We start from the raw sequence: 14,658 nt of genomic DNA, 5'->3' as shown, positions 1-14,658 counted from the left end.
TACAGATAAACTTCCATATAGGTAATTTCAGACAATAATTCGGAAATTGTTCATAATTTCACAAACATATTTTTCCTTTTCTCTCTAGTGAAAATGTAAAAATACCGATTTTTCAGATGGATTTTTTCATGCTATATACATAGTGGGGAGGGAAAAATGATGAATGGAATTGAAAGCTTTGCAAATATGATTTTGAAAGAGGCGTGTAGGGTACAAGCTTCGGATTTACATATTGTGCCCAGGAAGAAGGATGTAGTGGTTCAACTGCGTATAGGAAAAGATTTAATGACGAAACGCTGTATCGAAAAGGAATTTGGAGAAAAACTTGTTTCACACTTTAAATTTTTAGCATCCATGGATATAGGGGAGAGACGGAAGCCACAAAATGGTTCACTGTATTTACAAATGGATGGACAAGAAGTGTATTTACGCCTTTCCACGCTTCCAACCGTATACCAAGAAAGTCTCGTTATTCGTCTTCATTTACAAGCATCTATTCAGCCGTTATCTCATCTTTCGTTATTTCCAAGTACAGCGAAGAAACTACTTTCTTTTTTGCATTATTCACATGGGTTACTCGTATTTACTGGACCGACTGGTTCGGGGAAGACAACAACAATGTATGCTTTATTAGAGGTAATTAAAAAAAAGAAAACACGTCGCATCGTTACACTTGAAGATCCAGTTGAAAAAAGAAATGACGATGTATTACAAATTCAAATAAATGAAAAAGCAGGTATCACATATGAGGCGGGACTAAAGGCCATTTTACGTCATGATCCAGATATTATTTTAGTCGGTGAAATTCGTGATGAAGAAACAGCGAAAATCGCTATAAGAGCAAGTTTGACTGGACATTTAGTAATGACGACACTGCATACTAGTGATGCGAAAGGGGCGATACTCCGATTTATGGATTTCGGTATAACGAGGCAAGAGATTGAACAATCTTTATTGGCTATAGCTGCACAGCGACTTGTCGAATTGAAGTGTCCGTTTTGTCAAAGAAAGTGCTCAACTTTATGTAAATCAATGAGGCAGGTAAGACAAGCGAGTATTTATGAGTTGTTATATGGATATGAGTTAAAACAAGCAATTAAAGAAGCAAACGGGGAATGTGTCACGTACAAGCACGAAACATTAGAATCTTCGATACGAAAAGGATACGCTTTAGGATTTTTAGAAGAGGATGTGTATGTTTAAGAAAATATGGAGTTTAAGTGATCAAGTAGTATTGCTGAAACGATTAGGAGAACTATTAGAAAAAGGATACTCCCTTTTGCAGGCATTAGAATTTTTACGGTTTCAATTACCTTTAGAAAAGAAAGTACAATTGCAGTGCATGATTGATGGATTAAAAGATGGAAAAAGTCTACACGATTCTTTTCATCAATTAATGTTTCATCAGGAGGTGTTAAGTTATTTATTTTATGCTGAGCAACATGGTGATATTTCTTTTGCGTTGCAACAAGGGAGCGCACTTCTTTATAAAAAGGATAAGTATAGGAAAGATATGATGAAAATAATGCAGTATCCTATGTTTTTGGCGTTCTTTTTAATAATCATGATTTTTGTTTTTAACCGCATTTTATTACCGCAGGTTGACATGGTATATAGTTCATTCGGTTCTACAGCACCGTTATTTACAGAACAAATATTAAGTGTAATTAAGCAGCTACCCAGCCTTATTTTTAGCACTATTTTTATCATTATGATTGGATGTAGTGTATATATGTTTTACTTTCGGAAACTCCCGCATATGAAGCAGGTAAAAATTATGCTTCGTATCCCCCTCGTAAAAACATTTCTTATTTTAAAGCATTCACATTATTTCGCCACTCAATTGAGCGGTTTATTACAAGGTGGACTATCAGTACTTGAGGCCCTAACAATAATGATGGAGCAAAATTATCATCCGTTCTTTCAATATGAAGCGGGTCGAATTGAACGCCAATTAATTGCAGGAGAACCGTTGCAATCTATTATTGCTAAAAGCGGATATTATGAGGAAGAACTTTCTTATATTATTACGCATGGACAAGCAAACGGTAATTTGGCGATTGAATTAGGTGACTATAGCGATCTTATTATGGAAAAGATGGAGCAAAAAGTTAAACGTATGTTAGTGATCATTCAACCAATTTTATTTACGTGTATTGGAGGAATAGTCGTTCTTTTGTATTTAGCGATGATTATGCCAATGTTTCAAATGATGAATTCTATTTAGGAGGCATTTACATGCAGAATGAAGAAGGGTTTACCCTTTTAGAAATGTTATTAGTTATGGTCGTCATAACTGTATTATTACTATTAATTATTCCGAATGTAGTTACACAGCGTTCATCCGTCGAAGGAAAAGGATGTAAAGCCTATGTGAAATCTATAGAAGCTCAAATACAAGCATACCATTTACAACATAATAAAATTCCCTCGCTAAAAGAGCTAAGGGATGAAAAATATATTACAGCTGATGAGTGTCCGAATGGTGAATCCATTCATATTTCAAATGATGGCACAGTAACAACTGGGAAACTGTGAAACAAAAAGGTTTTACTCTTTTAGAAATGCTACTCGTTCTATTTGCAATTTCTGTACTAAGTATGGTCACGTATTTTAACGTACATTCATTATATGAAAAACAAAAAGTGGAACAATTTTTAAGACAGTTTTCAAACGATATTTTGTATATGCAACAATTAGCGATAAACCGTCAAAAACACTATACATTACGATGGTATAAAGATAGACATACGTATTATATAGGGGAGCTAAGTGAGAATCTTACTATCATTAAAAGAGAATATGATAGCGATATACAAATTGATTTGAATACTTTTCCAAATCCGATGACATATAATCCGAGTGGAAATATTAATAGAGGTGGCACTATTTTACTTTCGTATCGAAGTTATAAATATGAGATTGTATTTCAGCTTGGGAGAGGGAGATTTACGTATCGTGAAATGTCAAAAAGGGTCAGTGATGGCTGAGATGCTTGTAGCATTAAGTATAGTAATGATGGCAGTATCTTTTCTACTTCCGCAAACAGTATTGGTTATGCAGGAACGAAAAAACATACAAATTCGTTATAAAGCATTTGTATTATTAAAAAGGGAAGCAGCTTTATATATGTATGAGAATGGGGCGAAACGACCGCAAGAAAAAGTCGTAAACGGAAATGTATATTACACATATTGGGGAGGAAATGAAGTTTGTGCTACGTGGAAAGATGTGAAAGGAAGAATGATGGAACAATGCTTTTATGCAGGAGAAAAAATAAATTAGAAGTTGGGTTTACATTAATAGAAATGATCGTATGTTTTTTTCTGTTATCACTGTTCTTTTTACTTTTACCACGTTTGAATTTTATTGGAATAGAAAACAACCAATCAAAAGGATTAAATAATTGGGAATGGGATGTGTTTATAGGACAAGTACAGTTAGAGTTTCGTGAAGTATCTTTTGTAGAAAAAATAGTCCCTGAAAATAAAGATAATCTTTTGCGCTTCCGTCTTCGCACTGGAGATGAAGTGACGTATGAAAAATTGAATAATCATCTTATAAGAAAAGTGAATATGCGCGGAAGAGAAGTTATATTACAAAATGTTGAAATGGTTTCGTACGAAGTAACACCTCATCTGCTCTTTATAAATGTGAAAGATAGGAGTGGGAAAATATATGAAGGTGTAGCTGTAAGATATAGCGAAATGGAAATAAATATATGAGAAAACAAGATGGATTTACGATGCCAGGAACAATCATTTTTCTTGTATTATTAACTTCGTTCTTTGTATACGAAACGAATATGTTGCTTATAGATAAAAAATTTTATATTGAAATAAAGCAAAAGTTTGTACTGGAAGAACTACTAAATCGATCTATTACAAATATAAAAAAAGACTTACAGCAAAAAGAAAAGGAAGATACTTTTTTCTTTCAATATGAAAAAGGCGAAGCAAGTGGGAATTACGTCTTTGAAAACGATGTTATACTCGTTTCGTTGCAGTGTAAAATAAAACAAGAAGTTTTCTACAAGGTTAGTTTCCGGTATAGAAAAAAGGATGAGAAAATATTTGATTGGATAGAAGGATAGCATGTAAAATATACGGATGAAAACCATAATTTCTTATTTTAAAATAGGTTATTTTTTTATAGGAAATGGATAAATAAAACAATTGAAAGTTTAAATTTTCTCAAAAAAGAGAAAGGTAGAAAGAATATGATATATTCAAGCTATCCAAACATATTTTTTTAGGGAGAATAGGGAAATGACAAATAACAATCAAATAGGTGAAAATAAGGAACAAACTATTTTTGATCATAAAGGAAATGCAATTATGACGGAAGATAGGGAAATACACATTATTTCAAAATTCGAAGAACCTCTTATTGTCGTGTTAGGAAATGTATTAAGTGATGAAGAATGCGACGAATTGATTGAATTGTCTAAAAGTAAAATGAAACGTTCTAAAGTTGGTTCATCACGTGATGTAAATGATATTCGAACGAGTAGCGGTGCATTTTTGGAAGACAATGAGCTTACTGTAAAGATTGAAAAACGAATTTCATCTATCATGAATGTTCCTGTAGCACATGGAGAAGGATTGCACATTTTAAATTATGAAGTGGATCAACAATATAAAGCGCATTATGATTATTTTGCGGAACATAGTAGATCAGCTGCTAATAATCGTATCAGTACGCTTATCATGTACTTAAATGATGTAGAAGAAGGCGGAGAAACGTTCTTCCCGAAATTAAATCTTTCTGTGCACCCTAGAAAGGGAATGGCAGTATACTTTGAGTATTTTTATCAAGATCAATCACTAAATGAGCTTACGTTACATGGAGGGGCACCTGTAACGAAAGGTGAGAAATGGATTGCAACGCAGTGGGTGAGAAGGGGCACTTATAAGTAAAAACGTGTATGTGACGTTTTGTTCTTCATTGTACAAGGAGAACAAAACGTTTTTTTATTAAATAATGTAATCTTTCGTTATAATAACAAATAATAACGGATGATTGAGAGGAACGAACATGAAATCTATATACATAACCGGTTATATGGGAGCTGGGAAAACAACAATTGGAAAAGAATTAAGTAAAGAACTTCATATGGATGTTGTCGATACCGACCAAAAGATTGAAGAGAAGCAAGAGAAGGCAATTCGTGATATTTTTGCCGAAGAAGGGGAAATCGCTTTTCGGGAATATGAAAGTGAAATGTTACGTTCACTACCCAGTTGTAATGTAATTATTACAACTGGTGGTGGAATCATTGAGCGAGAGGAAAACCGAAAGTGGATGAAGGAAAATGGAACTGTCGTGTATTTATATTGTGATCCACATGTAATTGCAGAAAGGCTTCGTGAAGATACGACACGTCCACTATTTCAGAAGAAAGATATAGAGGCATTTGTGGCAAAATTTGAATCGCGCCGAGCTCATTATGAAGAGGCTCATATTCATATCGATACGACGAATAAATCGGTAAAACAAATCATGAATGAATTAAAAGAAAAGATTAATGAATAAAAAAGTGGACATACTAATCAAGTAGAGGTGATGATAATATGTCTACTAATGATTATGTTCGCTTTGTGACACAGCAGTTTGTGTCGTATATGGATGCTCCAAAAGAAGATCGTAAACAAAAGAAAGAACAACGCCGTGCTGAAAAAGAGCCATTTATGAATAAGTGGTTTGGTGTTATGCCGCTTAGTGCTGCTTTGTTTTATCGAAACGTAAAAAATAAAAGAAAAAAATCAAGTTAACGATTTCGTAATATGTGTAGTAAATGAAAATCCCCTAGTAGTATGATGCTACTAGGGGATTTTCATTTACTGTACAGATTCTTTTTCTTCTGTAACAGCATGTATTTTGTTGTTTACCCAAACAAATCCAATTCCGATACAAATGGAAATGCCCCATCCAACAGCGGTCATAATCGCTCTCATTTCACCATAGCCATCTACACCGAAAACAGAGATGAAATAAATTTTTAAGAAGCTTTTTAATATGAATTGTAGCCCGAAAAATAGCGTTAAATATTGTAGTGCTGGATAGATACGACTATCACGATACAGTTCACGACTTTTATCACGGTCATGGCCTTGCAATGCGGCAATATCTGCTGCGAAATATAACATAAGTGGTTTTTTTATAAAAATGGTACATATAACGATAATACCGAGCACGATGTGATAATACGCATCGTTCCATAACATTCGTTCAGCTGATCCAGATAATAGGTCTACCGTTGTATTAGAAATGAGTGTAATTAAAATAAAGAATCCTGTTACGTTAAACTGTTTTTCTTTTTTAAAGGTATACAGTGTATAAATAATCCCCGGAACAGAGGAAAGTAACATCGCGTAATAAGGATCGATATAAGGTTTTGCAAATTTCCAAATGAGGAATGGGATTACGAGATAAAAGACAAGATCTAATATAGCTTTTTTATTTTGATTCATATAAATCCTCCTTAAGTCATACATATATTTTATAATATAATTTCTGAAAATTGTATAATGTTTAATGGGAAAAGAAAAAATATATCACTTTTTGAGGGATTAGTAGATTGAAAAAATTGCCCCTAGCGTAGTAAGTTTTTTTAGTATATAATAAAGGAAACGCTTTCATTTTTTGGTTTGTTCACAAAATGGACGGAAAATCACATATTTACTATCGATATGTTGCTTTATAATGAAACTAATTAAATATACATGCATACAATATTGTGAAATAAATAACATAAATAATCTATATAAATGTAAACGTTATCAAAATAGAGAGGTGGAGACAATGAGTAAATTTTTCTTCAATCATAATCCAGCAACAGTAGAGGATGGAAGGCTTGTTAAGTATGCTGAAATTATTTATGGAGAAGGTGGCCGTTCTGTATTAGAAAATTTAATGGTGAAGGCATCTATCAGATTGCGTGATCGTTATCCGAATAAATCTGACGAGCAGATCTCGAACCTCGTAAATAAAGGCATCCATGATATGTTTCAAAAATATGTGAGTGAGTAAGAGTAGCCAATGGCTGCTCTTATTTTTTTGTATAAGGATTGTATCTCTAGCTGAAAATAAGGATGTATTTTGAAAGATATAAAAAGGAGTGATAAAGATGAGTAATGGAATTGGTCGTTCAAAAGAAAATCTTCCAACTGATGCTAATCATGTGAGCGCAAAGGATCGTGCGCATCAAAAACGTATGGCAAAGCAAAAACAACAAGAGCGTAATGGCGATAGAGGATAACTCAAAAAAAGCTCCTTCTAAAACAGAAGGGGCTTTTTAAGAAAGAAAATGATTCGCGGTAACATAAAAGAGTCCGCCGTTAATAATTTGTACTGTAATGCGTGGTTCATATTGCTCTTGCAAGGCTTGTTTTTCAATTTCATAGCTTTCGGGGAGTTCATCACTTTCTTCATAAAAACGATTTAAAAGATCTAAATCGTGATTCCAGCGCACTCTTGCTTCTTTCGCCCACGTATGGTCATCTTCTGCAATAATATTTTTTAAAGCATCCTCTATACGTTGTAAACCGCTTTGCGGTTTAATGATAGGCGAGAGCGTAAAGCAAAAGTCAGGTATTTTCGGTGTAAGTTTAATTTTAGCTAATGTTTCATGAAAGTTTGCAATCATTGTGCCAGAAATGAGATGAATCCCAATGGAGTGAAGGATGTCTTTTTTTCGATCACATTGATAGGAAACTTTAATATTTACACCGAGCCAAGGATGGAGTGGTGTATGTGTCGCTCCGCTATGCCGTACTTCCTCATATAAACGTATGTAAGAGCCTAATTCTTTTGTCGTTTGGAAAATTTGATGAAGACGTGGTGAACCGTAGTGAATAAGCTCACCATCGCTTTCTTCACTTTCTGGATTTGTAAGAAGAGTAAGGCGCATCGGATTCGGTACGCCTCCTGTTTTCTCAAGATAGTGCCAATAAAAAGGACGGTTCATTAATAATTTATCCATCTCAATTGTTAACTGTACATCTAATAGATGAGGGGAGCGCTTTAAAATTTCGCAGTTATTCGCCTCAAAAAAATTGTATAAGTAATTATGAATTTCATGTTGCTGCATAGCCTTGCACCTCAGCTTCATTTCGTTTCGCGAAGTCGATAATAGATGTTAAGTTTTCCATCTTAATTCGGATTTCTCCTTCGCTTTTTGACTGCGCAAATATTTCTTGAATATGTGCGTCGATGTTTTTCATATTAATTCTCGTTAAAATTTCATCAAGTTCACCGATAACACGCTCAAATAAATTGATTTTTTCATATAACAGTTTCAAAATATGTTCTTCAACAGTATGTTTTGTAGCTAAGTTATAAATATGAACATCATTCTTTTGACCAAGACGGTGAATACGTCCGATTCTTTGTTCAAGACGCATTGGATTCCACGGTAAGTCATAATTAATCATATGGCTACAAAACTGTAAGTTAATCCCTTCACCACCAGCTTCAGTTGCAATTAATACTTGTGCGTGGTTTTGGAAAAGCTCCTTCATCCAATCTTTCTTCCCACGTTTAAACCCGCCGCGGAATGGAACGGAAGAAATACCGTGTTGTTGTAAAAACCATTGTAAATACATTTGTGAAGCTCTATATTCAGTGAAAATAATGACTTTATCGTCAATTTCTTTTATAAGTTCTAGTGCTTTATTCGCTTTTGAGTTGAAAGGAATATGATTAATTTTGTCCATTAGCACATCAATATGCGGGTCTTTTATGTAATGCTCATTTTCTTTCTGCCTTTTTTCCACATGTTTTTTTAATGAATAGTAAACAGCTTCACGACTACTACACGCTTCCCGTTTTAAAGTTAACGATGAGAAAGCAGATGTGAAGGCATCTTGTCCTCGCCAATTTTCAATACCATTATACAAAGCTTGCTCTTCTTCATTAAACTCAACAAAAATTGTACGTACATGTCTCTTTGGCCAATCAATTCCGGTATTATGACGTCGATTTCGGACCATCACTTTGTTAATAAGAGATTTTAAATCTTCATCAGATTCGGCGGAACGATTTTTTGAAGCATAATATTCTTCAAAGTTGGATTGATTGCCTAAATGTCCTGGCTTTAATAAAGAAACGAGGTTGAAAATTTCATCAATCTTATTTTGAACAGGCGTAGCGGTTAATAATAAGCAAAATTTCTTTTTTAATCGTTGTGCAAATTCATAGTTTTTTGTTTTATTATTTTTAAGTTTATGTGCTTCATCGATAATAATAAGGTCATATTCTAAATTCAAAACGATATCGCGATGCGGTGAACGTTTTGCAGTATCAATTGATGATACAATCACATCGGCTTGTTCCCACGAGTAGCTTTTCTTTTGGGCTACAGCTGGAATAAAAAACTTTGTATTTAATTCGTATGCCCATTGTGATACGAGAGAGGCAGGGACGAGTATAAGTACTTTTTTCACAAGGCCGCGGACCATATATTCTTTTAAAATAAGCCCAGCTTCAATCGTTTTCCCAAGTCCCACTTCATCTGCTAGTATCGCTTTACCATTCATTTGTTCAATGACATTTTGAGCGACTTCTAATTGATGAGGAAGTGGTGTGAAATGAGATAAATGCTTCGGTGCTTGTAATCCATCGAAAGTAGGAACAAGTAACGATTTTTCTGTTTTATAAGCTAAATGATATAAATCCCAATTTGTCCAAGGACCATCTTCGTTAATTCTATTTAAAAAATTGTTTTGCCACGTTCTATCTACGGAAATATCGACATTCATTACGACTCTCCCACCTTTTATAAACTAAAGTAATTATTAAAAAAATCTTTATTATATAAGCCTTGTAATAAGGCTCTATTACACTTGCTGAAAATTAAAGAATAGGAAAAGATAAAGGGCTAAATTTTGAAAATTGTATTTAATAAGATTAAGAATGAAAAATTCTAAATTATTTTTTATGCTAGAATATTGATGAAATATAGCGAATAATGTTAGGATAATGGTGTGAAATGTGTGGAATCTTTCGTATTTTATCCAAGAAAGTGATTTTTTATTTACGCTTTCATAAAAAAATATAATGAGATTCCGTATATCCTATCTTTTCAGAGTGAAAATGTTTAGATATGGCGAGCAACTTTTATTGATTTGTCAAAGCATAAGGGGGAGAGAGCATGATTACATTACAACGTACACCGTTATTTGATGTATACGCGAAGTATGGTGGAAAAACAATCGACTTCGGTGGTTGGGAATTACCAGTTCAATTTTCAAGCATTAAAGAAGAACATGAAGCTGTACGTACGGCTGCAGGTTTGTTCGATGTGTCTCATATGGGAGAAGTTGAGGTAAAAGGTGTAGATAGTTTAGCATTTTTACAACGTGTTGTTACAAATGACGTTTCTACCTTAAAGGTAGGAGGCGCACAATATACAGCTATGTGCTACGAAAATGGTGGTACAGTAGATGATTTATTAATCTACAAACGTGGTGAAGAAGACTATTTATTAGTAATCAATGCATCAAATATCGAGAAAGATTACGAATGGTTAGCTAGCCATGTAATTGGCGATGCGACAGTAGTCAATGTTTCTAGTGAAGTTGCACAGCTTGCAATTCAAGGTCCAAAAGCAGAAGGCATTTTACAAAAAGTTGTGTCAGAAGATTTGAAAGAAATTAAGTTCTTTAAATTTAAAAACGATATTCTTGTAGATGGAATTCCAGCACTTGTATCTCGTACAGGTTACACAGGTGAAGATGGATTTGAAATTTACTGTAAGAGTGAAGATGCTGCAAAACTTTGGGAAAAACTTCTTGAAGTTGGAGCAGAAGAAGGCTTAAAAGCATGTGGTTTAGGTGCTCGCGATACACTTCGCTTCGAAGCAACATTACCACTTTATGGTCAAGAATTATCAAAAGATATTACACCAATTGAAGCTGGCATCGGCTTTGCGGTAAAACCAAATAAAGAAGCAGACTTCTTTGGAAAAGAAACGTTAAAAGAGCAAAAAGAAAACGGTGCGCCTCGTAAATTAGTCGGCATCGAAGTAATCGAACGTGGAATTCCTCGTACACATTACCCTGTATTTATTGGAGAAGAAAAAATCGGGGAAGTAACGAGTGGTACACAATCTCCAACGTTAAAGAAAAGCATTGGTTTAGCACTAATTGATGTAAAATACGCAGCAGTTGATACAGAAGTAGAAATTGAAATTCGTAATAAACGCGTCAAAGCAGTAGTTGTTCCAACACCATTTTATAAACGTTCAAAGTAACGGGGAGAGGGGTAGATTTCATGTTGCATCGTTATCTTCCAATGACAGAAGAAGACAAAAAAGAAATGTTACAAACGATCGGCGTTCAAACGATCGATGAGTTATTCTCTGATATTCCAGAGAGTGTTCGTTTTAAAGGGGATTTAAAAATTAAAGAAGCAAAATCAGAGCCAGAGCTTTTAAAAGAGTTAACTCAAATGGCTAGTAAAAATGCTAACTTAAAAGAATATGCTTCTTTCTTAGGAGCAGGTGTATACGATCATTACGCTCCAGTAATTGTAGATCACGTTATCTCTCGCTCGGAATTTTATACAGCTTACACGCCATACCAACCAGAAATTTCACAAGGGGAATTACAAGCGATCTTTGAATTCCAAACAATGATTTGTGAATTAACAGGAATGGATGTAGCAAACTCTTCTATGTACGACGGAGGTACAGCTTTAGCTGAAGCGGCAATGCTAGCAGCTGGCCATACTCGCAAAAAGAAAATTCTTGTATCTAGTGCAGTTCATCCAGAATCAAGAGCAGTACTTGAAACGTATGCAAAAGGTCAACATCTTGAAGTTGTTGAAATTAATCATAAAGATGGTGTAACAGATTTAGACGTATTACAAAGTGAAGTAGATGATACAGTTGCTTGTGTAATCGTTCAATATCCAAACTTCTTCGGACAAGTTGAAAAATTAGCTGATATTGAAAAAATCGTTCATCAACAAAAATCATTATTTATCGTTTCTTCAAACCCATTATCATTAGGCGCATTAACACCACCAGGAAAATTTGGTGCTGATGTTGTAATCGGTGATGCACAACCATTTGGTATTCCAACGCAGTTTGGTGGACCACACTGTGGTTACTTTGCAACAACGAAAGCATTTATGCGTAAAATTCCAGGACGTCTTGTTGGACAAACTGTAGATTCAGATGGTAAACGTGGATTTGTATTAACGTTACAAGCACGTGAACAGCATATTCGCCGTGATAAAGCGACGTCTAACATTTGTTCAAACCAAGCGTTAAATGCATTAGCAGCATCAGTTGCAATGACGGCACTTGGTAAACAAGGTGTGAAAGAAATGGCACGTCAAAACATTTCTAAAGCACAATATGCAAAACGTCAATTTGAAGCGAAAGGCTTCACTGTAACATTTGCTGGACCATTCTTCAATGAGTTTGTTGTAGATTGCAAGCGTCCAGTGAAGGAAGTAAACGATGCATTATTACAAAAGAATATTATCGGCGGTTACGACCTAGGCCGTGATTATAAAGAGCATGAGAACCATATGCTTGTAGCAGTAACTGAGCTTCGTACAAAAGAGGAAATTGACACACTTGTAAACGAAATGGGGGCTATCCAATGAAGAATCAAGACCAAGCACTTATCTTTGAAGTGAGTAAAGAAGGACGCATAGGATATAGCCTACCAAAATTAGATGTAGAAGAAGTGAAACTAGAAGATGTGTTTGAGAGCGATTATATTCGAGTAGAAGATGCAGAGCTACCAGAAGTATCTGAACTTGACATTATGCGCCACTATACAGCACTTTCAAACCGTAACCACGGTGTAGATTCTGGATTCTATCCACTTGGATCTTGTACGATGAAATATAATCCGAAAATTAATGAGAATGTAGCTCGTTTCGCAGGATTTGCAAATATTCATCCATTACAAGATGAAAAGACAGTACAAGGTGCAATGGAATTAATGTACGACTTACAAGAGCACTTAATTGAGATTACAGGTATGGATACTGTTACATTGCAACCAGCAGCTGGTGCACACGGAGAATGGACAGGCTTAATGTTAATTCGTGCATACCATGAAGCAAATGGTGACTTTAACCGTACGAAAGTAATTGTTCCTGACTCTGCTCACGGAACGAATCCAGCATCTGCAACTGTAGCTGGCTTTGAAACAATTACAGTAAAATCAAATGAACATGGTCTTGTTGACTTAGAAGATTTAAAACGTGTTGTAAACGAAGAAACAGCAGCACTTATGTTAACAAATCCTAATACATTAGGTCTATTCGAAGAAAATATTTTAGAAATGGCAGAAATCGTCCATAACGCAGGCGGTAAATTATACTATGATGGTGCAAACTTAAATGCGGTATTAAGCCAAGCGCGCCCAGGAGATATGGGATTTGACGTTGTGCATTTAAACCTTCATAAAACATTTACAGGTCCTCACGGCGGCGGTGGCCCAGGTTCGGGTCCAGTAGGTGTGAAAGCTGATTTAATTCCGTACTTACCAAAACCAATTTTAGAGAAAACGGAAAATGGCTATCACTTTAACTATGATCGTCCAGAAGCAATTGGACGCGTAAAACCATTCTATGGTAACTTCGGAATTAACGTTCGTGCATACACATACATTCGTTCTATGGGTCCAGATGGACTACGTGCAGTAACGGAGTATGCGGTATTAAATGCGAACTATATGATGAGAAGATTAGCACCATTCTATGATCTTCCGTTCGATAGACATTGTAAGCATGAGTTTGTATTATCAGGTCGTCGCCAAAAGAAACTTGGCGTACGTACATTAGATATCGCAAAACGCCTGCTTGATTTCGGTTACCATCCACCGACAATTTACTTCCCATTAAATGTGGAAGAATGTATTATGATTGAGCCGACAGAAACAGAATCAAAAGAAACATTAGATGGTTTCATTGATAAGATGATTCAAATTGCTAAAGAAGTAGAAGAAAATCCAGAAGTTGTACAAGAAGCGCCACATACAACGGTAATTAAACGTTTGGATGAAACATTGGCCGCTCGTAAACCAGTTTTACGTTATGAAAAGCTAGCTCCTGTACAAGTTTAATTAGAATAACAAAGGAAGAACTCGCTATATGCGGGTTCTTTTTTTGTATGGAGAATTTGTCCCGCGATTTGTGGGCTGATAATCAATGGGGATGAACAAAAATCCCCCGCTGATTAAAGTTTCACTTTATGCAGAACTAGTGAAGAAAATGTTAAAATTTTATATTTTTTGTTTCATAATGGTGTAAAGAAGTAGTTTCATAGGTGATTTTGTTGAAAAAGTCAGTTTGATAAAAGTATTTATTTTTGTTAGAATTTTATTGAAATTAAGAAGATGCAATGAGATAGGAATGACTCATTTTTATGTATATGTGAAAAAACGAGCAAGTTGGGGGTGAAAATGTGGGATATCGGTGTTATAGAATGATATACCATTTAGAAAACGGAAAAACGATTAAAGATGTAAAAGAATTTTGTTATCGAGATCAAGGAAAAGTATTAGAAAGAGTAGCACATCGTGTAATGGATAATAGAGAAGTGACGGCAATTGATAAGAAAGGAACAATCATTTCAATAGCATGTGAGGACATTGTAAAGGTGGAACTTGATTACATAACAGAAAGTTAACC

Annotated in this window: 19 protein-coding genes and 1 pseudogene; 16 read left to right on the top strand and 4 right to left on the bottom strand. The window is 34.9% G+C overall.

What is annotated here, in order from left to right:
• Nucleotides 1-159: 159 nt before the first annotated feature.
• From comGA to CER22_RS02490, 10 genes are all read left to right on the top strand, one after another.
• Nucleotides 160-1,203 carry a competence protein ComGA gene (comGA, locus tag CER22_RS02535; RefSeq protein ID WP_075308031.1) on the top strand — a complete coding sequence of 348 codons (1,044 nt, stop codon included), beginning with the start codon at nt 160-162 and terminating at the stop codon, nt 1,201-1,203.
• Complete coding sequence (comGB, locus tag CER22_RS02530; RefSeq protein WP_088608145.1) at nt 1,196-2,227, top strand: competence type IV pilus assembly protein ComGB; 1,032 nt, start codon at nt 1,196-1,198, stop codon at nt 2,225-2,227. Before comGA ends, comGB begins: the two co-directional genes overlap by 8 nt.
• An 11-nt stretch (nt 2,228-2,238) precedes the next feature.
• A complete protein-coding gene (gene comGC, locus CER22_RS02525; protein WP_001178693.1) occupies nt 2,239-2,538 on the top strand; it encodes a competence type IV pilus major pilin ComGC in 300 nt (99 codons plus the stop codon).
• Nucleotides 2,535-2,990: a comG operon protein ComGD gene (comGD, locus tag CER22_RS02520; RefSeq protein WP_088608144.1), complete on the top strand. Its 456-nt coding sequence runs from the start codon at nt 2,535-2,537 to the stop codon at nt 2,988-2,990. The genes comGC and comGD overlap by 4 nt, the downstream gene beginning before the upstream one ends.
• The gene (locus CER22_RS02515) at nt 2,983-3,285 is read left to right on the top strand and encodes a competence protein ComG (RefSeq protein WP_142293424.1); all 303 of its coding nucleotides are present in this window, start codon (nt 2,983-2,985) and stop codon (nt 3,283-3,285) included. The genes comGD and CER22_RS02515 overlap by 8 nt, the downstream gene beginning before the upstream one ends.
• Nucleotides 3,255-3,725, top strand: coding sequence for a competence type IV pilus minor pilin ComGF (gene comGF, locus CER22_RS02510; protein ID WP_098189913.1), 471 nt, complete (start codon nt 3,255-3,257; stop codon nt 3,723-3,725). Before CER22_RS02515 ends, comGF begins: the two co-directional genes overlap by 31 nt.
• Nucleotides 3,722-4,093, top strand: a complete 372-nt coding sequence (gene comGG / locus CER22_RS02505; RefSeq protein WP_088123395.1) for a competence type IV pilus minor pilin ComGG — start codon at nt 3,722-3,724, stop codon at nt 4,091-4,093. Before comGF ends, comGG begins: the two co-directional genes overlap by 4 nt.
• A 175-nt stretch (nt 4,094-4,268) precedes the next feature.
• Nucleotides 4,269-4,919, top strand: coding sequence for a 2OG-Fe(II) oxygenase (locus CER22_RS02500; RefSeq protein WP_046957539.1), 651 nt, complete (start codon nt 4,269-4,271; stop codon nt 4,917-4,919).
• A 118-nt stretch (nt 4,920-5,037) separates the two neighbouring features.
• A complete protein-coding gene (locus tag CER22_RS02495) occupies nt 5,038-5,535 on the top strand; it encodes a shikimate kinase (RefSeq protein ID WP_088123393.1) in 498 nt (165 codons plus the stop codon).
• Between the two features lie 38 nt (nt 5,536-5,573).
• Nucleotides 5,574-5,774, top strand: a complete 201-nt coding sequence (locus CER22_RS02490; RefSeq protein ID WP_000106081.1) for a YqzE family protein — start codon at nt 5,574-5,576, stop codon at nt 5,772-5,774.
• A gap of 66 nt (nt 5,775-5,840) precedes the next feature.
• Here CER22_RS02490 and CER22_RS02485 read toward each other — a convergent pair whose 3' ends face one another.
• Complete coding sequence (locus CER22_RS02485) at nt 5,841-6,473, bottom strand: VC0807 family protein (RefSeq protein WP_001073110.1); 633 nt, start codon at nt 6,471-6,473, stop codon at nt 5,841-5,843.
• A gap of 140 nt (nt 6,474-6,613) precedes the next feature.
• Nucleotides 6,614-6,731, bottom strand: a pseudogene (locus CER22_RS02480) (GTP pyrophosphokinase).
• A 73-nt stretch (nt 6,732-6,804) separates the two neighbouring features.
• On the opposite strand from CER22_RS02480, the gene CER22_RS02475 reads away from it, so the two are divergent.
• Both CER22_RS02475 and CER22_RS33580 read left to right on the top strand, forming a co-directional pair.
• A complete protein-coding gene (locus CER22_RS02475) occupies nt 6,805-7,032 on the top strand; it encodes a hypothetical protein (RefSeq protein ID WP_000032702.1) in 228 nt (75 codons plus the stop codon).
• A gap of 97 nt (nt 7,033-7,129) precedes the next feature.
• A complete protein-coding gene (locus tag CER22_RS33580; RefSeq protein WP_000064661.1) occupies nt 7,130-7,261 on the top strand; it encodes a hypothetical protein in 132 nt (43 codons plus the stop codon).
• 36 nt (nt 7,262-7,297) lie between these two features.
• On the opposite strand, the gene CER22_RS02465 is transcribed toward CER22_RS33580, so the two are convergent.
• Nucleotides 7,298-8,092, bottom strand: a complete 795-nt coding sequence (locus tag CER22_RS02465) for a YqhG family protein (protein ID WP_001183978.1) — start codon at nt 8,090-8,092, stop codon at nt 7,298-7,300.
• Complete coding sequence (locus CER22_RS02460) at nt 8,079-9,761, bottom strand: DEAD/DEAH box helicase (protein WP_046956347.1); 1,683 nt, start codon at nt 9,759-9,761, stop codon at nt 8,079-8,081. The genes CER22_RS02465 and CER22_RS02460 overlap by 14 nt, the downstream gene beginning before the upstream one ends.
• A gap of 392 nt (nt 9,762-10,153) precedes the next feature.
• Between CER22_RS02460 and gcvT the strand changes: the two genes are divergently transcribed.
• The 4 genes from gcvT to CER22_RS02440 all read left to right on the top strand — a co-directional run bounded on the left by gcvT (nt 10,154) and on the right by CER22_RS02440 (nt 14,656).
• Complete coding sequence (gene gcvT, locus CER22_RS02455; RefSeq protein WP_000631766.1) at nt 10,154-11,254, top strand: glycine cleavage system aminomethyltransferase GcvT; 1,101 nt, start codon at nt 10,154-10,156, stop codon at nt 11,252-11,254.
• 20 nt (nt 11,255-11,274) lie between these two features.
• The gene (gene gcvPA, locus CER22_RS02450) at nt 11,275-12,618 is read left to right on the top strand and encodes an aminomethyl-transferring glycine dehydrogenase subunit 1 (RefSeq protein WP_000903246.1); all 1,344 of its coding nucleotides are present in this window, start codon (nt 11,275-11,277) and stop codon (nt 12,616-12,618) included.
• Nucleotides 12,615-14,090: an aminomethyl-transferring glycine dehydrogenase subunit 2 gene (gene gcvPB, locus CER22_RS02445; RefSeq protein ID WP_000795689.1), complete on the top strand. Its 1,476-nt coding sequence runs from the start codon at nt 12,615-12,617 to the stop codon at nt 14,088-14,090. The genes gcvPA and gcvPB overlap by 4 nt, the downstream gene beginning before the upstream one ends.
• A gap of 362 nt (nt 14,091-14,452) precedes the next feature.
• Nucleotides 14,453-14,656 carry a DUF3929 family protein gene (locus CER22_RS02440; RefSeq protein ID WP_000639158.1) on the top strand — a complete coding sequence of 68 codons (204 nt, stop codon included), beginning with the start codon at nt 14,453-14,455 and terminating at the stop codon, nt 14,654-14,656.
• The last annotated feature ends 2 nt before the right edge of the window (nt 14,657-14,658 follow it).

It is taken from the genome of Bacillus sp. K2I17, from assembly GCF_002209985.1.
GTDB classification, from domain to species: Bacteria; Bacillota; Bacilli; order Bacillales; family Bacillaceae_G; genus Bacillus_A; species Bacillus_A wiedmannii.
This window is presented reverse-complemented; position numbering and strand designations above follow the sequence as displayed.